We start from the raw sequence: 21,553 nt of genomic DNA on the forward strand, positions 1-21,553 counted from the left end.
GACGGGACCCGGGCGCTTCCCGCCCCGGCTACGGCTGCGGAGGTGTGGGCCGCGTCGCCGTCACCGGCAGCTCGCCCCGCAGCATGCGACCCCCGTCGTTCGTCAGGCGCAGGTAGTAGTCCGAGGAACAGGCCGTCCCGTCCTCGTCGAGCGCCCAGATGCCCGAGCCCGCCGGCACGTCTCCCGCCGTCGCGGCGGTCTTGGCGATCTGGTTGCCCTCGTTGTACTCGTCGAACATCGAGATGTACGCGCTGGCCACCCCCGCCCGGGCGTGGTTCCAGAACTGCCGCCACATGAAGTCGCCGTGCGCGCGCTGGCGCTCCTGCAGGTCTCCGGGGAGCACGCAGGGCTGGTAGTCGATGCCCAGGCGGGTGCACTCCGCCAGGTCGGGAACGGTCGCCCGCGCGTAGAAGTCGTCCGCGCCGGCGACGTTGCCGATCCGCCCGACGAGCCACGGCGAGATCATGTCGAACGAGCGGTAGACGTCCGCGAAGCCGTCCCGCGAGTCGTCGCCCTCGGTGCGCCACCAGGTCGGCACACCGCCCATGACGTAGCAGCCCTGCGCCTGGAACCAGTCGACGACCTCCTGGCACTCCTGCGGCGTGAACGGCCGCTGGGGGTCGTCGAACCCGAAGCCCCAGATGCCCACGACCGGCTTGCCGTTCTGTCGCGCGTAGGCGGAGGAGGCCGTGTGGGCCGACATCTTGCCCGCCCAGTCCTGCGTGATCTGCGAGCGCATCTGCTGCCAGTCGCTGACGTCGTACATGACGTAGTACTTCACCCCGGTCCGCTCCGCGGCCGACCGGACCCGCCCGGCGACGGCGTCGCGCGTCGGTCCCTCGGCGCCGAAGGGGTTGAACCGCTGCAGCGCCGCCGTGTGGATCCCGTTCTCGGCCATCCAGCGCAGGTGGACGTCGACGGTCTGCTGGTCGTAGGAGGAGAAGAGCCGCGCCGGGCGGCCGTCGTTCAGCGCGGGGAACGCCGTGGCGTACGTGGCCGCGTACTCGCGGACGTCCGGCCACGACTTGATCGCGGAGTTGCCGGTCGACGGCGGCTGGTCGGCCTGGCGGGCCCAGTGCCACCACAGGTCGATCGGGGCGCCGTCGCCCCGGCAGGCGAACCAGCCCTGGTAGCCGGCGGTGATCTTGCCGACGACGTCGCCGGGCGGGCTCACGGCGGCGGCCGGCACGACGGCCGCCGATGAGCCCGCGGTGGGCGTCGCCGCGGCGGCCGAGGCGCCGGGTGCGGCGGCCGCCGTCGCCGCGACCGCCGCGGAGAGGCTGAGGAAGGAGCGTCGGGAGATGGTCATGTGGTGTCCGTTCGTCGAGGTGGCGGGGCACGACGTCGTCGTCGCGCCCCTGGTACGTCGATCACGTGTGGTGCGGCGGAGCGGTGGGTGACCTCCCTTCGGCCGGGAGCCGGTCGACGTCGAAGCGCAGGGAGTACGAGACGGACTCCCCCGGCGCGAGCACGGGCAGGGTGCCCGCCTCGCGCGCGGCCGCGCGACCCTGGATCGCGGGGGCGTTGGCCGGTTCGAGCCCGAGGACGTTCTGCCCGGGGGCGAACATCTTCCACTGGTAGAGCACGGGCAGCGTGGCGGTCGGAAACGTCAGGGTCAGCCGCAGGCCGAGCGCCGGGTTGGACACCACGGCCCGCCCCGTGCCGGGCGCCAGGTCGTGCCGGTGCACGCGCTGGCGGTAGCCCGGCTCGGGCGCCGAGACCTCGCGCCACGGGTCGCCCACCGCGTCCGGGCCGTCGGGTTCGACCCGCTCCGAGGAGACGTGGAGCACGGCGGCCTCGGACACCAGCGGCCACCCCAGGTTGGCGTGGTAGAGCACCAGGTGCGGCTCCGGACGCCATCCCTCGTTCGTCACGGTGTCCTCGACCGTCACCCACGTCGACCCCAGGCCGGCCCTGATCCGGCGGCGGAGCACCAGGTGCTCCTCGTGCAGGGCGGCCTGGCGCACGACGCCCTCCACGACCAGCTCGTCGCCCACGACCGCGGCCCGCTCCAGGCTCGCCGGGAGCGAGGTGAGGCGGCCGTGCTGCGGGAACCGCCGCCCGCCGTCGACCACCGGCGAGCCCACGTGGTCGAGGCCGCAGGTGACGAGCAGCCCCCCGCCGAACGACGTCCCGAAGTCGTCGGCGCGGTAGAGGCCGGGGGCGGAGAACCCGGCGGGCGCGAGCCACGCGAGCGGCACCCCGTGCACCGTCAGCGCGCCGAGGTCGAGCGCCCGGTCGGGCAGGACGTCGAGCTCGAGCCCGCCGCCGGTCACGAGGCGCAGGCGGCGGGCGCCCCGGGCCGGGCCGTCCGCCTCGACGACCTGCTCGACCCGGGCCACCTGCGCCAGCGACCCCACGCGCCGCCCGACCTCGTCCCGCGTCAGTCCCGCGATGCGCACAGGTCCGGGTTCCTCCCGCGGTGCTGACACAGCTCGACCCCTCTCTCTCGGTACGGCGGGCCCGCCCTTCGGACCCACCTCACGCGGTACTCCCCCGCGCGTCCTGCCCCGGCCCCGCCCGCACCGGCTCCGCCGTCAGCCGCAGGCCGCCGCGTCGTACGGCAGCGCGACGACACCGGCCGAACCGTCACCGCCCGTCACCGCCATCGCGACCTCGCCGGCCGCGACCGACCGGGACCGCGTCGGCAGCGCCAGGCGGGCGTCCGCACCGGGTTCGAGCGCCTCGACCTGGCGCTGCCCGAACGGCGACGACAGCCGGACCGCGAGCGCCTCCGGCCCCGCGTTGCGCAGCCGCACCACGACCTGGGCCTTGTGGCCCGTGCACCTGGTCGCGGCCTGGGCCTCGACCCACGTCTCGGGTGCCGGCTCGAACGTCGCCACCAGCCGGGTGTCGGCCGCGAGCGCGAACGTGTACCGGTCCTCGGACGAGACCGTGCCGCCGTCGGCGTCCTTCCAGCCCGCGAACCTGGAGCCGGGCGCGGGATCGGCGACGGCGGTGACCGTGCCGCCGGTCTCGTACCGGCCGGGCTCGGCCTCGTTGCCCTCGACGCGGGCGGTGCCGTCGCCGTCCGCGGTCACGGCGAGGGCCGACGTCGGCATGTTGATCGCCATCGGGTTGACGATCGTCACGTCGCCGCGGCTGGTCGTGCCGTTGTAGCGCATGAGGTTGACGACCGTGACGGCGCTGGACCCGTCGGCGTCGACCGTGTGCCCGCCGGGACCGAGGTTGTCGGTCCCGAGGTTGAAGGCCGTCACGGTCGCGCCGTCGCTCGCCACGATCCCGTCGTGGGAGCCGTAGGCGAAGGTGTTGCGGACCTGGAGGTCCTGCGCGCCGACGGCGTGCAGGAGCACCTCGCGCTCGCGGCTGATCCCGTCGATGACCTGGGCGAAGAGGTTGGTCTCCTCGACCTGGCCGGGCAGGCCGTAGGCGTTGCGGGTGACGACGTTGCCGTTGGACAGCACGCCGTCGACCACGCCGTCCGACGCCGCGCCCACGCGGACGCCCTGGTCGAGGAAGACGCCGAGCACCCGCCGCACCAGGAACCCGTCGGCGCGGTCGGTGAGGTCGACCGCGTTCCACGCGTTGTCGAGGCCCACGTTCTCGACGTAGACGCCCGGGGCGTCGCCGCGCACGGCGAACGGGTAGGGCACGGCGCCCTCGGGCGACGCCGGGTTGTTCTCCGGGTGCAGCACCCGCAGGCCCCGCACCCCCGCGTCCCGGCCGGCGAGGGTCACGACGGCGGGTGCGGCGGCGGCCGCCGCGACCGACGCGTCGTCGGTGCCCTCCTGGCGGCCCTCGTACGCCACGAGCACGGTGCCCGAGGACTCCACGAGCGAGGTGCGGTTCGGCACGGCGGACGAGCCGCGCAGCTCGACCCCCGCCGGGACGGTGAGGTGCCCGCGCACGGTGTACCAGCCGGCCGGCAGGTACACCACGCCTCCCCCGGCCTGCCCGGCGTCGTCGAGCGCGGCCTGGATGCCGTCGGTCGCGTCGACGTCGGAGAACTGCTTCGGGGTGCGCGGTACGTCGTACGGCGCGGCCGTGACGTCCCAGAGCCGGTCCGCGGGCCTCGGGGCCGTGCGGGCCGGTCCGGGCTGCGGCACCTCGTCCGGGCCGTCGAGGGTGTGCACGGTCCCTTCGAGGGCGCCGCTGACCGCGGTGTCCGTCAGCTTGACGTAGCCCGCCGAGGTGTTGCGCACGGCGGCCACGGAGCCCTCCAGGGTGCTGGAGGCGAAGGCGGACCCCCAGCGCTGGTCGGAGTTCTCGGCCAGCACGGCGATGTCGGTGTCGACGATCTCGGCGTCGACGAACACGCCGGTGAACGAGGCGCGCGGCCCCTTGACGAGCTTGATGCCCACCGCGTAGTCGGCGGCGTGCAGGCCCACGAACTGGTCCCACTCGAGGTCGGCGAGCACGAAGCCCGTCCCGTGGGCACGGGTCCACGCGTCGAGCACCGCCCGGTCGGGCGCGCCGTAGGCCGCGCCCGCAGAGGCCCAGTAGCCGTTGTCGAGACGCACGTCCTCCCAGACGCCGACGTCGGCCCCGTTGTACCCGGCGGCGCCCTCGTACAGCACCGTCCCGGACACGTTGCGCACGTTCGCGAGCTCGTGCCCCTGGGCGCCCGGCCCCTCGCCGCGGTCGTTGCGCATGGTCGAGATGCCGATGCCGCGGTAGGAGTTGAGGAACGTCAGGTCCTGCACGGTGCCGAGCATGTAGTTCTCGTTGCCGATCCACGCGAGCCCGGGCACCTCGACGGTCCACCCGTAGGGCACGGGGTCGGCGGCGTCCTGGTCCGGGTAGTACGTCGTCAGGCCGACGACGCCGGCCGAACCGCCCACGCGCAGCAGCGGCGGACCGTCGTCGCCCGACGGCAGGTGCGCCTCCAGCACGGTGCCGAGCCCGGCGGGCGCCCCCGGGGCGCCGACCGGCTGCTCGTCCAGGTCGCGGTGGTCGCCGCGCAGCGTGCAGTAGGCGTACACCTCCAGGGTGTCGCTCACGCGGTAGGTGCCGGCGGGCAGCCACACCGTGCCGCCCCCGGCGTCCCGGCAGGTCGCCAGGGCCTCCTGGATCGCGGCGGTGGAGTCCTCCGTGCCCGTGGGGTCGGCGCCGAGCTCGGTGGCGTCGAGGTCGGCCACCACGACGTCGTCCGTGGGGAACACCGTCCGGACGGCCCGCGGCTCCAGGCGCACCGGGCGCGCGTCGCGGACCTCCAGCGCGGTCAGCCCGTAGGCGCCGCGCTGCGTGGCGAGCTCGTCCAGGGCGAGGCGCACGTAGCGCGCCGTCGTCTCCTCGAAGCCGGTGCGGACCGGGGTGGCGCCCAGCGACCCGGCGGTCGCGACGGTACGGAACGTGCTGCCGTCGTCCGACACCTGGACGCGGTAGACGTGCGCGTAGTCCGCGGTCCAGTCCACCACGACCTCGTCCAGCGTGGTCGGCTCGCCCAGGTCGACCTGGACCCAGGCCGTGGCCTGGTCCCGCCCGGACACCCACGCGGAACCTGTGCCGTCGGTCACCGCGCCGGGCGTGCCACCGCTCGTCGAGCTCGCGGTCGCGGCGGCGCCGCGGGCGAGGTCCGTGGTGCGCTCGGCACCGAGGAAGGCCTCCAGGGCGTCCTGCAGCGCGTCCGTCGCGGCGTCGATCTCGTCCCCGGACGCGCCGGGGTCGTCCAGCACGGCCTGGGCCGCGTCGATCGCGGCGCGCAGCACGGCCCTCGACCCGGCGGGGAACTGCCCGTCGCGCCCGCCCTCGCGCGCGGCGAAGTGCGCCACGTCCGCCTGCCGGACGAGCTGGCGGAGTCCGACGGCGGGGTCCACCGTGCGCGGCACGACCGTCACCGCGAGCGAGTCGATCCGCACGTCCTGCGCGGAGCCCTCGACGGAGAGCCGGAAGTCCGACCCGTTGGAGCGGTTGGTCAGGACGGCGTCCTCCAGGAGCCACGCGCGCGAGCCCCAGGTCCCGTCGTCGGCCAGCTCGAGCCGGGCCGACGGGCGGAACATGTCCGGGATCGTGTCGCCCGGCGAGTCGTACTGGAGGAACATCGACCCGCCGCCCTGCCGCACCGTGGCGTCGACCAGCACGCGGTCGCGCACGTCGCGCGCGTACGCGTCCGAGACGTTGGCGTAGACGAAGTTCGTGCCCTGGGCGCGGCCCGTCTGCCAGTACCCGCGGCCGTCGGCGGTGCCGGTCACGAGGCCCGCGGTGTCGTCCCCCGCCCGGACGGCGATGCCGCGCTCGGCCACCGCCGGCCCGAGGTCCACGCTCGTGCCCTGCGCCACGACGCGGACGGCCGCGACGGTCAGCTCGCCGTCGGCGCCCGCGAGCTCGACCTCGGCGCCCGCGCCCGCCGCGCCCGCCGACAGGGTCCCGGCGGGCAGCACCACGACGGTGGTGGTCCAGCCGTCGCCGTCGGCGTCCGCCTCCGGTGCGCCGGACGGCGTCTGCTCGCCGCCGGCCGTCGCGACCACGGCCTCGCCGGCCCGGTGGTCCACGACGAGATAGCCCGGCGTGCCGTCGAGCCGGCCCACGTACTCGTCGGCGAGGTCCAGCGCGAGGCGCCCCGCGCCCGCCGGCCCGTCGGTGCGCCAGTACGCGCGCCCGGCGTGCTCGCCCGTCACCTGGCCGCCCGCCGTGGGCGCCGTGGCGACGGCGATCCCGTGGGTCAGCGGGGTCGCCGACAGGTCGGCGCCGACCCCCACCGGGTAGCGGTCGACGTCGACCACCGGCCCGGCGGCGGCCGGGGCCACGAGCCCCGCCGTCGTCAGCGCCACGGTCGCGGCCGTGGCCAGCACCCGGGCTCTTCCTGCGTTCATGTTCATCCTCAACACCTTTGTTCGGACTGACGTGACTGGGACGTGCGGGTCGTGGTGCGGCCGGTCAGACGGTCATGCCCTCGGCGACCGCCGTGACGTCGGGGTCGAGCGCGTCGCCCGTGCGCCACGAGTGCACGGGCACGAAGCCGAAGAGCTCGCGGACGGCCGTCGTGTCGATGACGGTCGCGGTGCCCTCCAGCGGACGCACCACGACGGTCTCCGGGTGGAAGCGGGCGAGCAGCTGAGCCGTCGGCACGTCGCTGGTCGTGTCCGGCGCCGCCACGTTGACCACGTGGTAGCCGTCCACGCCGGACTCCAGCACGGCGCGCACGACGCCCGCGGCATCCCGCGTGTCGAGCCAGGTCCACAGCTCCTGACGCATCGCCCCCGGGTCGCGGCGGGCGAGCTCGACCATCTCCCGCAGCCGGTCCCCCGTGCCCACGAACGGGATGCGCAGCAGGGTGGTCGGCATGCCGTACCGGCGCGCGGCGTACGCGCCGACCTGCTCCGAGGCCAGCTTGGACAGCGCGTAGGCGTCCACCGCGACCGGCTCCTGCGCCTCGTCGACCGGCACGTACGCGGGCGACAGGTGACGCCCCGCCCACGGGTACCCATACGCGGAGAAGGACGACGCCGCCACGGCGACGCGCACGCCCGCCCGGCCCGCGCCGTCGAGCACGCAGAAGGTGCCCTGCGCGTTCTGCGTGAACGTCTGGTCGTCGGGCACCTGGCCCGGTGACGCGATCGCCGCCAGGTGCACGACGCCGTCGACCACCGCGGGCCCGGCCCCCGCCCGCAGCGCCGAACCCACGAACTCCGGGTCCCGGGTGTCCCCGACCAGCACGGCCTGCGCGGACGGCGCGTCGAACGGGATGCGGTCGGTCGCCACGACGCGGTAGCCGGCCGCGGCGAGCGCCGGGACGACGACCCGGCCGATGCCGCCGGCGGCGCCGGTCACCAGCACGGCGTCGCCGGGGCGGAGCGCACCGGCGCGGCCGGCCGGGGGCAGGGTGTGGTTCATGACGTGGTGGGTTCCGATCTGTCGTGCGGCCGTGGCCGGTGGGTGGTGGATCATCCCTTGACCGCGCCGGCGAGCCCGTTGACGAAGTACCGCTGGGTGGCCAGGAACAGGATGATCACGGGGATCACCACGATCAGGGCGCCGGCCATGAGCTGGTTGTACTGGACGACGTTGGACGACTGGAGCTGCTGCAGCGCGATGGGCAGCGTGAACGTGGCCGGGTCGTTGAGCGAGACCCGGGACAGCAGGTACTCGTTCCACGTCGGGATGGCGGTGAGCAGCGCGACCGTGATGAGGGCGGGCCGGGCGAGCGGGAGGTAGATCCGGGTGAAGATCCGCAGCTCGCCCGCGCCGTCGACCCGCGCGGCGTCGCGCAGCTCGTCCGGCAGGGACCGGAACGAGTTGGTGAGCAGCAGGATCGACAGCGGCGCGGTGCCGTTGACGAACGGGAGGATCAGGCCCAGGTGCGTGCCGAGGATCCCCATCTGGTTCTCGAGCAGCACGATCGGCAGGAGGGTGACCACGCCGGGCACGAACAGCAGCACGAGGAACAGCCGGAAGAACGCCTGCCGGCCCGGGAACCGCAGCACCGCGAACGCGTACGAGGCGGCGGAGTACACGACGACCACGCCGAGCGTCGTCAGCCCGGTGACCTTGAGGCTGTTGAGGAAGTAGTCGAAGAAGTGCAGCTGCGCCCAGGTGTCCACGAGCGTGCTGAGCGTGGGGTCGTGCGGTATGAGGTGCCCGCCCTGGATCACCTCCTGCTGCGTCTTGAACGCCGCCGAGACCATCCAGAGGAACGGGTACAGGCTCACGACGGCGTAGCCCGCGAGCAGCACCGCCACGACGGAGCGGGCCACGACCACCTTCGCGGGGGTACGACGGCGGCGCGGCGTCCGCTGGACGGCCGGCGCGTCCGGGACCGTGCGGTCGGTGACGGTCGTCATGGCTTCTCCCGGGTGACGCGCTGGTTGACGATCGCGACGGCGAGCGCGGCGAAGAACAGGAGCCAGCCCAGCGCGCTGGCGAGGCCGAGCGTGGGCGCGAGCTCCTGCTGGAAGGCCAGGTCGTAGGTCTCCAGGCCGAGCACGTTGGTGCGGCCCGCCGGACCGCCGTTGGTCATGATCAGGAAGATCTGGAAGCCCTGGAGGGCCTCTCGCACGTTCAGCAGCGTGATCACCGCGGTGGTCCCGGCCAGGAGCGGCCGCACCACCGCCAGGTTGGTGCGCCACCAGCCGGCACCGTCGAGCTGCGCGGCCTCCAGGAGCGAGGGGTCGATGGACTGCAGCCCCGTCAGGTACAGCAGCATCGCCACGGGCACGCCCGACCAGACCATGATGACGACGAGGGTCGGCATCGCGGTGGCGGGGTTGCCGAGCCAGCCCTGCGGCTGTTCGAGGCTGCCCAGCCCGACCGTGCGCAGCAGCAGGTTGACGGCGCCGTTCGGCTCCAGCACGTACTGCCAGGCCATGTACACCGCGATGCCCGCGGTCACGTAGGGCACGAAGTACACGGAGCGCAGCACGCCCGCGAACCGCCGCGCCTGGTTGAGCACCACCGCGAGCGGGAAGGACACCAGGACGGTCAGCAGGGGCACGGCGACCATCACGCCGAGCGTGTTCAGGGCGGCCCGGTGGACGACCGGCGCGTACACCGGGCTCGCCCACAGCAGGTCGGCGTAGTTCTTCAGGCCGACCCACTCCCAGGTGGGGGTGAGCCCGTTCCAGCGGACGAACGAGAGCTGGGCGCTGAAGAAGAGCGTGTAGACGCCCATGACGAGGAAGAGCAGGAGCGCGGGGGCGATGAAGACGTAGCCCCACGCCACCTCCTGGCCGCGGTGGTGCACCGGGTGCCGGCGGCGGCCCCGCCGGCCGCCGCCGCCGTCCCCGGTGGGGACGACGGCGGCGAGCGCGGTCGACGTCGTCACTTCGACTGGGACCAGAAGGTGTCGACGAGCGTCGCGACGTCCTTGCCCACGGTCGCGACGTCCTTCGTCTCGAGCGGGGTCAGCTCCATCACGGCGTCGCCGATCTGCGCCGCGTCGTACGCCGCGGGGCGGTACGAGGTGTCGCCGGGGTTGTACGCGTTCTCGCCCTCACCGAAGGCGCCGATCATGGCGCCGAGCACCGGGCCGACGGTCGAGGACGGGTCGTCGCCCAGGTCGACCGGCGGCACGTCGAGCGCGTCCTGCGCGAAGGTGGCGGCCACGTCGGTCTCCGAGAGGTACTCGATCCACTGCAGGGCGCCGTCCTTGTTGTCCGTCGAGGCCGAGACCGAGAGCCCGGTCAGGCCGAAGGGCGCGAGCTCGAGGTCGTCGATCGCACCGTCCTCGGGCGCCGGCACGGGGAAGGTCACGATGTTCTCGGGGTCCATCCCGTTCTGGTCGAGGAACGCGAGGGTGAACGTGCCGCCGATGTCGAAGGACGACTTGCCCTGGGCGAAGGCGATGTCGGCGTCGTCGATCGTGAGGGACTGCGTGCCCGGCATCCAGTAGGGCTGGACCTGGCTGTAGGCCTCCAGCACCTGGGTGCCGTTGTCCGACGCGAAGTTCTTCGCGGGGTCCTGCCCGAACAGTGCGCCGAAGTCCTCCTTGCCGAGCTGACCGTAGGCCATGGGCTGCATGAGCCACTCCAGCCCCGTCGTGGAGGACTGGAAGCCGATGCTCACGCCGCCGTCGTCAGGCCGGGCGGTCTGGACGGCGTCGAGCGCGGCGACGAACTCCTCCCAGGTGGTCGGGGCCTCGGTGATCCCGGCCTCCTCCAGCCGCTCCTTGTTCGCGTAGACGATGCCGAACGTGCCGATGGTCAGCGGCACGGAGAACCGCTGCCCCTTCTCGATCCCGGCGGTCTTGGACCCCTCCGCGAGCGACTGCTCGTAGTACGCGTCGGTGACGGTGCCGTCGTTCGCCACGGCGGGCAGGAACCGCGAGGTCCACTCGTCGTCCACGTCGTCGGAGAGGTCCTCGAGCAGGCCGGCGCCGCCGAACGTGAAGTCGTCGCCGTGGGTGTGCACCTCCAGCACGTCGGGCAGGTCACCGGTCTGCGCCGCGGCCTGCACCTTGGTGATGAAGGCGTCGTCCGGCGTGTAGGCCTGGACGTCGACTGCGATGCCCGTCTTCTCCTCGAAGGACTTCGCTGCGTTCTGCAGCGGCTCGACGTGCGACTGCTTGAAGGTCCACATGGTCAGGGTGTCGGGGTCGCTCTCCTGCGAGCCCCCGGCAGCACCGCCGACCGGCCCGCTGCACGCGGCGAGCGCGCCGACGAGCAGGACGGAGGTGGCGGCGGTGGTCAGGCGTGCAGAGGACGGACGACGTCGGTGTCGTATCACGGGCTGTGCCTCTCGGTCATCAGGCGGCACCGGGCGGTGTCGCGGACCATCGGAAGATAAATCAATTCGATGTACAGTGTCAACGGGCGCCGCCGCCGGTGCCCGTCCAGTGCGCGGGAACGCCCCCGCGCGAACCGCTCGTCCCGGATCGAGGTCACCGATGACACCCCTGCAGGCAGCCGACGCCGACGCCCGCGACACCCCCCGTCCCGACGTGCTCGCCCCCGCGCCCTGGACCGCTGTCGGCGCCGACGCCGACGGTGTGCGGGTCACCGCCGTGCGCACCTTCCTCACCGGCCCGCAGGGTTGCCCCTACGTGGTCACCCGCGTCGAGACCAACCAGCCCGGGCTCTACGGCCTCGGCGACGCGAGCGACCCGCAGCGCCCGCTGGCGACCCGCACGCTGATCGACGAGTACCTCGGGCCGCTGCTCGTCGGCCGGGACCCCGCCGACATCGAGGACCTGCACCGCCTGCTGCTCAACAGCGGGTACTGGCGCGGCGGGTCGATCGAGCACAACGCGCTCGCGTCCCTCGACCTCGCGCTGTGGGACCTCAAGGGCAAGGTCGCGGGGCTGCCGGTCCACCAGCTCCTCGGGGGCCGGGCACGGGAGCACGCCGACGCGTACACGCACGTCGACGGCGCCGACGCGGCCGAGGTGGCCGAGAAGGTGCTCGAGGCGGCCGGCCGCGGCTACCGGCACGTGCGCGTCCAGGTCGCCGTGCCAGGCCGGGACACCTACGGCACCGCCCCGCGCGACGCCGCGGAGGCCGCCCGCCGCCGGGCCCGCACCGACCGCTGGGACACGCTGGCCTACCTGCGGCACGTGCCCGGGATCCTCGCGGACGTCCGCGACCGGGTGGGCCCCGACGTCGAGCTGCTCCACGACGCCCACGAGCGCATGACCCCGGCCGAGGCCCGGCAGCTCGTGCGCGCTGTCGAGGACGCCGGGCTGTACTTCCTGGAGGACGCGCTCGCCCCCGAGGACGCCGCCCACTTCCCGGAGCTCCGGGCCGCCGGCACGACGCCGCTGGCCGTCGGCGAGCTCTACCACGACCCGCGCGCGTACCTGCCCCTGCTGGCCGGGCGGTCGATCGACTTCGCGCGCATCCGCATCCCCACGCTCGGCGGCCTCACCCCGGCGCGCAAGCTCGTGGCCGTGTGCGAGATGTTCGGCGTCCGCACCGCGCCCCACGGGCCGGGCGACGTGACGCCGGTGGGCATGGCGGCCAACATGGCGCTGAACATCTCCTCCCCCGCGTTCGGCGTCCAGGAGGCGGCGACGTTCCGCGACGCGACGCTCGAGGTGTTCCCGGGCGCCCCCGTCCCGGCCGGCGGGCACCTGCTCGCCTCCGAGGCGCCGGGGCTCGGCGTCGACTTCGACGAGCGGGCCGCGCGCCGCTACCCGGTGGGCGCCCCGCTGGAGCACGACCGCTGGGCGCTGCTGCGGGCCACGGACGGGAGCGCGCACCGCGCATGAGCCCCGGTCCGGGCGCCCCGCGGGGTGCCCGGACGGGCTCAGCCGATCAGGAGCGCGTGCGGCTGCGGGGAGAGGGTCTGGTCGAGCACGAGGCAGGCCGCGCCGACGGCGCCGACGTCCTCGCCGAGCCGCGTGTTGACCACCTGGATCTCGTGCATCTTCTCGACGAACGGCCAGCTCGTGATCACCGGTTCGACGACCGCCAGGAAGCGCTCCGACAGCATGGGCCAGATGGGCCCGCCGAACACCACGAGCTCCGAGTCGAGCAGCGTCGCCGCCGCCGCGACCCCGGTGCCCACGCGGCGCGCCCAGCGGTCGATGATCACCTGGGCGCCCCGCTCCCCCTCGGCCGCGAGGTCGGCGAGCCGGCCGAGCTGCTCGGCCACGGCCTGCGGGCCGGGCGCCGGTGCGACCTCCAGGACGCCCGCCGCCACGGCCTCGTCGACGAGCGCACGCGTGGTGCAGTTGGCGTCGAGCCCGCCCACCTCGCCGGCGTTCCCGGACGCGCCGCGCAGCACGACGTCGTCCGCGACCACGCCCATGCCGGAGCCGGTGCCCAGGTAGAAGAAGAGGAAGTTGCCCGAGTGCGTCGCCGCGCCCGCCCAGCGCTCGGCCACCGCGGCCGCGATGACGTCCTTGTCCATGAGCACGGGCAGCCCCGTGGCCTCGACGAGCCGGTCCCGCAACGGCACCCGGCCCCAGCCCTTGAGCTGCGGCGGGTCGACGACGGAACCGGTCGCGAAGTCGACGGGGCCGGGCACGGCGAGGCCGAGACCGAGGATCCTGTCGCGGGCCGCCCCCGACTCCTCGATCACGGTCTCGATGGTGTCGCTCATCTCGGCGATCGTCGATTCCTGGTCGACGACCGCGGGCGTGGGCCGGTGCATGCTGTGCACCACCCGGCCCGCGAGGTCGAGGACGACGTACGTGATGACCGCCGGGTCGAGGTGCACGCCGAGGGCGTACCGGCCGCCGGGCACGACCTGCAGGACGGTGCGGGGCTTGCCCGCGCGCCCGCCCTTCTTGCCGGTCTCGGCCAGGAGCCCCGCGTCGAGCAGGCGCCGGCAGATGTTGGAGACCGTCTGCGCCGACAGGCCCGTCGCGCCGGCGAGCTCGACGCGGCTCAGCCCGTCGGGCGCGCGCCGCACCGCGTCGAGGATGACCGACTCGTTGAAGTCGCCCATCCGCGGGAGGTTGGTGCCCCGCCGGGCGGTCGCCGGCGCGGCCGACTGGTCGATCGTCACGCCATACCTCCTGCTCGATGACCGGCCGGCGGGCGGCCCGGATGCCCGCTCCCGCACATCTTCGCACCCCGGATCCTGGTCGGGCGCACTGTCGGGCTCACTCAGGCGACCTGACGCACGAGCAGGAGCGACCAGGGGGCGAGCGAGCGCTCGACCCGCAGCACGCCGTCCGCGGGGACGACGAGCGACTCGCGGCGCGTCGCGCGGGCGGCGGCGTGCAGCGCCGCGGTCTGCTCACGTGTGGGCGACGACGGCGCCCCCATCGCGCGCCACGCGGCCACGGGGTTGGCGTTCGACGGGTCGAGCGTCTCCAGCTCGACGACCGCGCCCGGCGTCAGCCCGTCGACGGTGATCTCGGTGTCGCGGACCGAGCCGACCGCCTCGGTCGCGTCGGCGACGGTTCGGTCGTCGAACGAGGCCGGCACCGAACGCGTCACCTCGTGCGGGTAGTGGTGCACGAGCGCGGCGATCCGGCCGGTCGCCTCGTCACGCGTCACCACGCCGTCGGCACCGGCCGCGAGCAGCGTCCTGCCCAGCGCGTTCAGCATGCGGTAGGCGTGGAACGTCGGCTTGGGCACGCCCTGGAGGGTGAGCATCCCGAACCCGCCGTGGAACATCTCGTCGCCGGCGCCGCCCTCCTCGAAGACGTCCGTGAACGTCCAGTAGGCCAGGGAGTCGACCGTGCCGATCGAGCGCAGCACCGACCGGACGACGTAGACCGCCGCCGGGACGGTGTCGTGCGTGAAGTCGCGGGGCGACGACGACGAGTTCCACTCGGTCAGGTGGATCTCCGCGCCGGGGAACGGGCTCGCGTCGACCAGGCGGCGCAGCAGCGCGAGGTCCTTCGGCGTCGCGTCGGCCTCACGCGTGAGCCGCTGGCCCTGCCCGTGCTCGTCGAGCGCCCAGTCGGTGGGGTACGGGTGCGTCGAGACGAAGTCGACGGGCAGACCCTCCCCGGCGCAGAACTCGAGGAAGGCCTCCAGCCACACGGGCTTCCACTCGAGCGCGTCCAGGTCCGCGCCCAGCGTCGCCTCGTGCACCTGGAAGTCCTCGGTCTCGCCGTCGAAACGGGCGTCCGGCACGAAGTTCGACGTGGCGGGGCCACCGACCCGCAGGGCGGCGTCGACCGCCTTCACGGCGCGCGCCGAGGCGGCGTAGAGCGCGAGGTACTCGCTGCGCGTGCCGCGGAAGAAGCCGCGCAGGTTCGCCTCGTTCCAGACCTCGAAGTACCACTCGCGCACCTCGGCCGGGCCGTACCGGTCGACCCAGTGCTGGACGAGCGACCGCACGAGCCAGGACCAGCGGTCGAGGTCGGTCGGCGGGGCGCCGTGCGCTCCCCACCAGAACACGGTCCCGGTCTCGCGGGCGAGCGCCCGGGGGCTGAAGCCGAGCTCGACGAACGGGCGCACACCGGCGTCGAGCAGAGCGTCGAACAGCGCGTCGACGTACTGGAAGTTCAGGACGGGTGTGCCGTCCTCCCGCTCGGTGTACACGAACATGTCGTCGTGCAGCAGGCCGTGGAACCGGACGTAGTCGAACCCGCACTCCTCGCGCACCGTGGCGAGGTGGCGCTGCCAGTCGGCCCGGAGGCCCTCGTTCGCGCGCCCCGCACCGACCACGGTGCTCCAGAAGTGGCGCAGCGGGCGCCCCGGCCCGGTCGCGGTCGCCCGCAGGTTGATCGGCTCGGCCACACGTCCTCCAGTCGTCCACGCCTCGCCGGATCACGAGACACAGCGCGTACAGCGCGTCACCAGTGTAAATCAAACTGATGGACTATCACGCGGACGAGCCGAGCGCGGCGACCTGGTGTGCCATGAGGACGGCGAACCGGCGTTGCTCGCGCGTCGGGAAGACCGCGTGCGACACCGCGGTGACCAGGAAGTAGCCGACGACCTCCGCGCCCCGGCGGACCGGGATCGCGACGTACTCGTCGACCGGCAGGCCGATCCGGTCGACGTCGACCGGCCGGCCGTTCCGGGTGAGCACGCCGTCATGGTCCAGCACGGCGAACCGCACGTCCCCCACCGGCCCCGCGACGTACCGGCAGTCGTCGGCCTCCAGCACGTCGGTGATCTGGCGCGCCACGACGTCGACCACCGTCTTGGCGGGCGTCGTGCCCTCGGCGACCGCGCGGGCGGCGCCGAGCACGCCCTCGAGGTAGCCCGAGCGCCGGGCCTCCCGCCCTTGCTGCCGGTAGCCCCACAGGGCGATCTCGGTCACCGCGAGGCTGATCACGACGAGCAGGGTGGTCGCCTCGATGTCCTCGGCGTCGGCGATGACGAAGCGCAGGTACGGCTCGGTGAGGAAGAAGTCGAACCACACCCCGGCGGAGAAGGCGGCGAGAAGTGCCGCCAGCCGGTCGCCCGTGGCCGCGGCGGCCACCACGAGGAGGACGAGGACCAGCACGTCGGTCGCCGCGGTGACCTGGTCACGGACCGTGAACAGGATCGCGCAGACGACCAGTGGCGTCAGCACGGCCGCCACCCGCACCGCCGGACGCCACCACGTCGCCGAAGGCCATGCCGAGACACTTCTGGTCATGGTGCTCCTGTCCCCACATCATCGTGGCGCGGGCCGCGACGGCGCGCGAGCGCTGGGCGCCGGAGAGCTGGACCACGGAGAGCTCGGCGGAGTCCCCGTGCCTCAGCGCCGTACCCGGTGGTCGACCGCGATCCAGTTCGTCTCCCAGGTCTCTCCGCCGTCGGCCGAGAACGCCTGCTCGAACCTCGCCTCGTCCCGACCCACGCGGGTGACGAGGAACCGCACCTTGATCGGCCGGTCGCCGAGCCGGTCGTCGCCGTAGAACTCACCGACGCCGTCGCGGAACCCGCCGTACACGGCCGGCGTGAGCAGACCGTCGCGCATGTTGACGAAGGTCAGGCTCCACCGCTGCGCCTGCGGCTCGTACAGCCTCAGGTTGATCGCGTCGATGCTGCCGGCCGGACCCGACACCGCGAGCTCGACGACGTTGGCCCGTCGGTCCATCAGCGGACGCACGGTGCTGGTGCCGCTGAACTCGAGCCACTCGTCCGGGGACTCCGAGAGCGGGTCGGCGAGGACCCGCACGGCGGAGCGCCAGGTGCCGATCTCCCAGTTGAAGTCCCGTTGGCCGTCGGTCGCGGTGGTCCGTGCGGGAGAGAGCGAGACGGGAGAGGACGAGGCGGGAGACGGTGCGGCGGCGCCGGAGGCCGCCGTCGCGAGCAGCATGAGGGCGGCGGAAAGGCTAGCGGTCAGGATTCTTCGGTGTGAAATGGTCATAATTCGACTATCGAGCGGAGCGCGGCCATGAACAAGAAGGCACCTGCGGGTAACCCCTCTCGTCCCAACCCGCTGCCGGGCTGCCCCATGGCCGCGGCGTTCACCGCGATCGGCGGCAAGTGGAAGCTGACCCTCCTCTACTGGCTCGCCCACGGCGAGTCCCACTTCGCCGGCCTGCGCCGCAGGGCTGCGCCCATCACGCCCAAGGTGCTGGCCGAGCAGCTGCGCGAGCTCGAGGCCGACGGGCTCGTCGAGCGGGACGTGACCGGACCGGTACCGGCGCCCGTGATCTACCGGCTGACCCCGTACGGGGCCACGGTCCTGCCCGTCGTCGAGGGGGTCCGGGTGTGGGGCGAGGCGCACCTGCGGCGCACCGACGGCGTGGCCGCGACGGACACCGCGATGAGCTGCGCCACCACGATCGCGTAGGCGACCCCGCGGGGCGGCACCGGTCCGGGCGGAGGCGTGCGCGGCGGTAGACTGCGTGTTCTCCGGTGATCAGGCAGTGCCATGACCACCGCCCGCGGTGGTTCGCGGAGACGCCCGGGGGCGTGTCACCATCGGCGTGAGCACGGGTCCACAGGCGGTGCGGGCGGGGACGCCGCGCGGTGACCCCACGGCCGGCCGGAGCAGTCCGGCGTGGGCGCTCGCCCCACAGGCCGACGTCCGCGCGTCGGGCCGGTCCCGGGCGTGCAGGCGCAGGGGCGGCACCGCGGTCGCAGTACGCATGCAGCGAAGGAGAAGAAGTGGCACGAGCAGGCCAACGCCGGTCCGGCCGCGCACGGAGCGGGTCCGGCACACGGACCGGGTCCGGCGCACAGCGCCGCCGTGCCCCGCGTCCCGCCGAGCAGGGGATGATCCCGGTCCTGGCGGAGGCCGCCCGTGAGGTCGACGGCGCCGTCCGGAGGCCGCCGACCCGCCCGGCGACGCGGACGAAGTTCCAGGTCGTCGCCCTGCTCATGCGGGAGGAGCGGACCCGGGTCAGGGAGGACGGCACCCTGACCGAGCCCCAGCGGGCCAAGCAGCTCAAGCAGCTCGACGCGGTCGGGACGCTGCTGGCGAAGATCGCCGCCCGCGACACCTCGCTGCTCGAGCTGCTCGCCGAGGACGCCCGGGTCTCCGACGCGGCCCGCGAGCTCAAGGCGACCATGATGCGCGCGGGCGGTCTGGAGCCGCCCGAGGAGCCCCCGCCGGCCCCGCCTGCCCCGCCGTCGCCCGGCGCCGAGAAGCAGGTGGTGCCCCGCTCTGTGATCTCGCGCCAGCTCGCGAACCCGTTCCTCGCCCCGGACTTCTCGGCCGCGGCCGAGCGGCAGGCGCCGCGGGCCCGCCTGCTCGCCGGCTGGGAGCTGCTCGAACCGCTCTTCCGGTCCTTCGAGCACGCCGGCCCCGGCGCACCCGCCTGCATGCCCCTGCCCGAGCCCCGCTCGTTGTCCGCCGCCCACGGCGGGAAGCTGATGCGGCACCAGGCCCAGGTCGTCGAGGCCACGGCCCGCGGGCACCGCACCTTCCTGCTCGCCGACGAGCCCGGCCTGGGCAAGTCCGCGCAGGCGCTGCTCGCCGCCCAGGCGGCCGACGCCTACCCGCTGCTGGTCGTGGCGCCGAACGTGGTCAAGACGAACTGGGCGCACGAGGTCGAGCTGTGGACGCCGCGGCGCCGGTCCACCGTGGTCCACGGCGACGGCGAGCGGGTCGACGGGTTCGCGGACGTCGTGATCGTGAACTACGAGCTGCTGGACCGGCACGTCGGCTGGCTCGGCGACCTCGGCTTCCGCGGCATGGTCGTGGACGAGGCGCACTTCATCAAGAACAAGGGCAGCCAGCGCTCCCAGCACGTGCTCGCCCTCTCCGAGCGCATCCGCGCCCGGGCCGGCCGGCCCCTCCTGATGGCCCTGACCGGCACCCCGCTGATCAACGACATCGAGGACTTCCGGGCGATCTGGCAGTACCTCGGCTGGATCGACGACGCCAAGCCGCTCGGGCCCCTGATGACCGCCCTCGAGGACGCCGGGCTCACCCCGGCCGACCCGGGGTTCTACGCGGCCGCCAGGACGAGCGTGATCGACATGGGCATCGTGCGCCGCCGCAAGGCCGACGTGGTCGCCGACATCCCCGCCCGCCGCGTGGCGGACATGCCGGTCGAGCTCGACGGCGCGGCGGGCCGCTCGATCCGGGCCGCCGAGGAGGCGCTCGCCAGCCGTCTGGTCGATCGCTACCGGTCCGCCGTGGCGGCGCGCGCCGAGAGCACCGTCGTGGACGACGTCGTCGTGGACGGCGTCGACCTCGACCTCGCCCGCCGGGTGGCGGCGGCCGAGCTGAAGGACTCGAGCTCGAAGGCCAAGGGCGACAACGTGTTCACCATGGTGCGCCGGATCGGCCAGGCCAAGGCCGGGCTGGCCGCGGACTACGCCGCGCAGCTGGCCCGCAACGTCGGCAAGGTGGTGTTCTTCGCCAAGCACGTCGACGTGATGGACCAGGCCGAGCAGACCTTCGCCGACCGCGGCATCGGCTACGCCTCGATCCGCGGGGACCAGACGCCCCGGGTGCGCGAGAAGAACATCGCCGCGTTCACGGACGACCCCGACGTGTCGATCGTGGTGTGCTCGCTGACGGCCGCCGGGGTGGGGCTGAACCTCCAGGTGGCCTCCAACCTGGTGCTGGCCGAGCTGTCCTGGACCTACGCCGAGCAGACCCAGGCCATCGACCGGATCCACCGGATCGGCCAGTCCGAGCCCGTCACCGCCTGGCGGATCATCGCCGCCCAGACCATCGACTCGACGATCGCCGCGCTGATCGACAGCAAGTCCGACCTCGCCGCCAGGGCCCTGGACGGCGCGGGTGACGAGGATGCCGCGTCGTCCACGGACGTCCAGCTCGAAGCGCTCGTGGCGCTGCTCACCGAGGCGCTCGACGCGGAGGGCGTCGCCTGAGCCGGCGCCGGCGTCGCGACTGGCGTCGCCCCGCCGGTCAGGCCCCCGCCGGGCCGGGCCGGGCCGCCAGGTCGAGGACCCGTCGCAGTGCGTCCTCGGGCGTGGTCGTGGCCGTGTCGAGGATCAGGTGCGGCTGGTGCCAGTCCTCCCAGCGGTCCTTCATCCGCCGCACGTGCGCCCAGGTGACGGTCGCCGGCCACCCGGGGATGCCCCGGTCGCGTCCCGCCACGCGGGTCCGGTGGACCAACTCGTCCGAGCACACGCACTCCACGCCGACGAACGTGGCGTCGAGGCTGTGCGCGAGCGACTCCAGCCGCGTGCGGAGCTCCTGGGTGTGACCCGTGGCGTCGATGACCGCGCCGAGCCCGAGCTGGAGCTGACGAGCCGCCGCCCCGACGAGCGTCAGCTCCGACAGCGGCCCGGTGTTGTCCGGGCGGAGCACGCCGAACGGCACCAGCGCACCGAGCTGCCAGTCCATCGAGAAGACCGGCGCCGGCAGTGCGGACGCCAGCGCCTCGGCCAGCGTGGACTTGCCGGTTCCGGGCAGCCCGGCCAGGAGCACCAGGGGCGGACGCGCGGCCCCGGCGGGCCGGGGCCGGGGCGCCAGGTCCAGGTACGCGGCGAACGCCCGGTCCCCCATCAGCACGTGGAAGTCCGCGCGGGCACGCGCCAGCCGGTCGTCGTCGCCCAGCACACCGAGCGCGCCCAGCAGCAGGTACTCGCAGCGCAGGTAACCGTCGCCGAGGATCTCCGCCTCGCGCCCGGCGGCCGCGAGCAGCTCCGCCCGCCCGAGCCGGACACGGTCGGCACCGTCGTCGTCGGCGGTGAGCGTGGTCAGGAGGTCGCCCACCACCCATCCGGGCTCACCGGCCACGGCGCTCATCACGTCGCGCAGGGTCGGGTCGGCGTGGGCCAGCCGGCGCCAGGCCGCCTCGGCCGTCGCGTGCAGCGGTACCGGGTTCACGCGATCACCTGCTCCGCCGCGCCGGTACGAGGATCAACCAGGCGGTCGGACGGCGGCGGGACCAGGGCATGGACGGACCCTACCGGTGGAGGGCGATCGGGTGGCGGCCGGCCCGGCGACGTCGTGTGCCCTCCGTCCTGACGCACCCGGGCCGTTGGTCCCTGGCCGGACGGCCCGGCGCGGCGAGAGGCTGAGATGGACGCGGGCGGCAGGGCGCGGGCCGGCGTCGCGGACCGACGGGAGCAGAGCCATGACCCACACCTGGAACGTCGCCATCCACCTCTTCGACGCGGACGACCTCGTGCGCGACGGCCGCATGACCGGGGCGCACGCCGTCCTGACCACGTCGAGCGGGACCTCCCTCGAGGGCTACGGAAGCGCCCGGCGCAACCCGGAGGACGCCGCCGTCCCCGAGATCGGCGAGGAGCTCGCCGCCGCCCGGGCGCTGCGGGAGCTGGCCGACCGGCTCCTGCGCGCCACGTCGGACGACATCGCCCAGATCGAGCACCGCCCGGTGCACCTGCAGCGCTAGACCCGGGCCGAACCGAGGAGAGCAGCC

Annotated in this window: 16 protein-coding genes; 4 read left to right on the forward strand and 12 right to left on the reverse strand. The window is 74.1% G+C overall.

Translation table 11 applies throughout. The features are described from left to right. Window positions 1-28: 28 nt before the first annotated feature. The 7 genes from QRN56_RS07330 to QRN56_RS07360 all read right to left on the reverse strand — a co-directional run bounded on the left by QRN56_RS07330 (window position 29) and on the right by QRN56_RS07360 (window position 11,121). On the reverse strand, window positions 29-1,309 hold the full coding sequence (locus QRN56_RS07330; RefSeq protein ID WP_285102150.1) for a glycoside hydrolase family 99 protein: 1,281 nt from the start codon (window positions 1,307-1,309) through the stop codon (window positions 29-31). A 61-nt stretch (window positions 1,310-1,370) separates the two neighbouring features. Further along, complete coding sequence (locus QRN56_RS07335; RefSeq protein WP_285102151.1) at window positions 1,371-2,402, reverse strand: aldose 1-epimerase family protein; 1,032 nt, start codon at window positions 2,400-2,402, stop codon at window positions 1,371-1,373. Between the two features lie 135 nt (window positions 2,403-2,537). Further along, entirely contained in the window at window positions 2,538-6,773 is a 4,236-nt protein-coding gene (locus QRN56_RS07340; protein WP_285102152.1) for a discoidin domain-containing protein, read from the reverse strand. 64 nt (window positions 6,774-6,837) lie between these two features. Continuing rightward, entirely contained in the window at window positions 6,838-7,794 is a 957-nt protein-coding gene (locus tag QRN56_RS07345; protein WP_285102153.1) for an NAD-dependent epimerase/dehydratase family protein, read from the reverse strand. 50 nt (window positions 7,795-7,844) lie between these two features. Continuing rightward, window positions 7,845-8,741 carry a carbohydrate ABC transporter permease gene (locus QRN56_RS07350; RefSeq protein ID WP_285102154.1) on the reverse strand — a complete coding sequence of 299 codons (897 nt, stop codon included), beginning with the start codon at window positions 8,739-8,741 and terminating at the stop codon, window positions 7,845-7,847. After that, window positions 8,738-9,721, reverse strand: coding sequence for a carbohydrate ABC transporter permease (locus QRN56_RS07355; RefSeq protein ID WP_285102155.1), 984 nt, complete (start codon window positions 9,719-9,721; stop codon window positions 8,738-8,740). Before QRN56_RS07355 ends, QRN56_RS07350 begins: the two co-directional genes overlap by 4 nt. Continuing rightward, window positions 9,718-11,121: an ABC transporter substrate-binding protein gene (locus QRN56_RS07360; protein WP_285102156.1), complete on the reverse strand. Its 1,404-nt coding sequence runs from the start codon at window positions 11,119-11,121 to the stop codon at window positions 9,718-9,720. Before QRN56_RS07360 ends, QRN56_RS07355 begins: the two co-directional genes overlap by 4 nt. Before the next feature lie 160 nt (window positions 11,122-11,281). On the opposite strand from QRN56_RS07360, the gene QRN56_RS07365 reads away from it, so the two are divergent. Beyond that, complete coding sequence (locus QRN56_RS07365) at window positions 11,282-12,601, forward strand: enolase C-terminal domain-like protein (RefSeq protein ID WP_285102157.1); 1,320 nt, start codon at window positions 11,282-11,284, stop codon at window positions 12,599-12,601. A gap of 38 nt (window positions 12,602-12,639) precedes the next feature. Here QRN56_RS07365 and QRN56_RS07370 read toward each other — a convergent pair whose 3' ends face one another. The 4 genes from QRN56_RS07370 to QRN56_RS07385 all read right to left on the reverse strand — a co-directional run bounded on the left by QRN56_RS07370 (window position 12,640) and on the right by QRN56_RS07385 (window position 17,052). Further along, window positions 12,640-13,845 carry an ROK family transcriptional regulator gene (locus tag QRN56_RS07370; RefSeq protein ID WP_350224558.1) on the reverse strand — a complete coding sequence of 402 codons (1,206 nt, stop codon included), beginning with the start codon at window positions 13,843-13,845 and terminating at the stop codon, window positions 12,640-12,642. Window positions 13,846-13,946: 101 nt separating this feature from the next. Continuing rightward, complete coding sequence (locus QRN56_RS07375) at window positions 13,947-15,536, reverse strand: GH39 family glycosyl hydrolase (protein ID WP_285102158.1); 1,590 nt, start codon at window positions 15,534-15,536, stop codon at window positions 13,947-13,949. 85 nt (window positions 15,537-15,621) lie between these two features. Further along, window positions 15,622-16,386: a DUF4118 domain-containing protein gene (locus tag QRN56_RS07380; protein ID WP_285102159.1), complete on the reverse strand. Its 765-nt coding sequence runs from the start codon at window positions 16,384-16,386 to the stop codon at window positions 15,622-15,624. Window positions 16,387-16,488: 102 nt separating this feature from the next. Beyond that, window positions 16,489-17,052: a hypothetical protein gene (locus QRN56_RS07385; protein ID WP_285102160.1), complete on the reverse strand. Its 564-nt coding sequence runs from the start codon at window positions 17,050-17,052 to the stop codon at window positions 16,489-16,491. A 78-nt stretch (window positions 17,053-17,130) separates the two neighbouring features. Between QRN56_RS07385 and QRN56_RS07390 the strand changes: the two genes are divergently transcribed. Continuing rightward, window positions 17,131-17,532, forward strand: coding sequence for a winged helix-turn-helix transcriptional regulator (locus tag QRN56_RS07390; RefSeq protein ID WP_285102161.1), 402 nt, complete (start codon window positions 17,131-17,133; stop codon window positions 17,530-17,532). A 317-nt stretch (window positions 17,533-17,849) separates the two neighbouring features. After that, complete coding sequence (locus tag QRN56_RS07395) at window positions 17,850-20,030, forward strand: DEAD/DEAH box helicase (protein ID WP_502928761.1); 2,181 nt, start codon at window positions 17,850-17,852, stop codon at window positions 20,028-20,030. Between the two features lie 37 nt (window positions 20,031-20,067). Here the strand turns inward: QRN56_RS07395 and QRN56_RS07400 are convergent, their stop codons facing one another. Continuing rightward, entirely contained in the window at window positions 20,068-20,994 is a 927-nt protein-coding gene (locus tag QRN56_RS07400; RefSeq protein ID WP_285102162.1) for an ATP-binding protein, read from the reverse strand. Between the two features lie 250 nt (window positions 20,995-21,244). Between QRN56_RS07400 and QRN56_RS07405 the strand changes: the two genes are divergently transcribed. Next, window positions 21,245-21,526: a dsRBD fold-containing protein gene (locus tag QRN56_RS07405; protein ID WP_285102163.1), complete on the forward strand. Its 282-nt coding sequence runs from the start codon at window positions 21,245-21,247 to the stop codon at window positions 21,524-21,526. Window positions 21,527-21,553: the final 27 nt, after the last annotated feature.

The organism is Promicromonospora sp. MEB111, from assembly GCF_030209445.1.
GTDB lineage: Bacteria > Actinomycetota > Actinomycetes > Actinomycetales > Cellulomonadaceae > Promicromonospora.

Coding starts and splice junctions, on each gene's coding strand:
- QRN56_RS07330 (WP_285102150.1), bottom strand. CDS start 1,309: ATGACCATCTCCCGACGCTCCTTCCTCAGCCTCTCCGCGGCGGTCGCG.
- QRN56_RS07340 (WP_285102152.1), bottom strand. CDS start 6,773: ATGAACGCAGGAAGAGCCCGGGTGCTGGCCACGGCCGCGACCGTGGCG.
- QRN56_RS07345 (WP_285102153.1), bottom strand. CDS start 7,794: ATGAACCACACCCTGCCCCCGGCCGGCCGCGCCGGTGCGCTCCGCCCC.
- QRN56_RS07350 (WP_285102154.1), bottom strand. CDS start 8,741: ATGACGACCGTCACCGACCGCACGGTCCCGGACGCGCCGGCCGTCCAG.
- QRN56_RS07365 (WP_285102157.1), top strand. CDS start 11,282: ATGACACCCCTGCAGGCAGCCGACGCCGACGCCCGCGACACCCCCCGT.
- QRN56_RS07380 (WP_285102159.1), bottom strand. CDS start 16,386: ATGACCAGAAGTGTCTCGGCATGGCCTTCGGCGACGTGGTGGCGTCCG.
- QRN56_RS07385 (WP_285102160.1), bottom strand. CDS start 17,052: ATGCTGCTCGCGACGGCGGCCTCCGGCGCCGCCGCACCGTCTCCCGCC.
- QRN56_RS07390 (WP_285102161.1), top strand. CDS start 17,131: ATGAACAAGAAGGCACCTGCGGGTAACCCCTCTCGTCCCAACCCGCTG.
- QRN56_RS07405 (WP_285102163.1), top strand. CDS start 21,245: ATGACCCACACCTGGAACGTCGCCATCCACCTCTTCGACGCGGACGAC.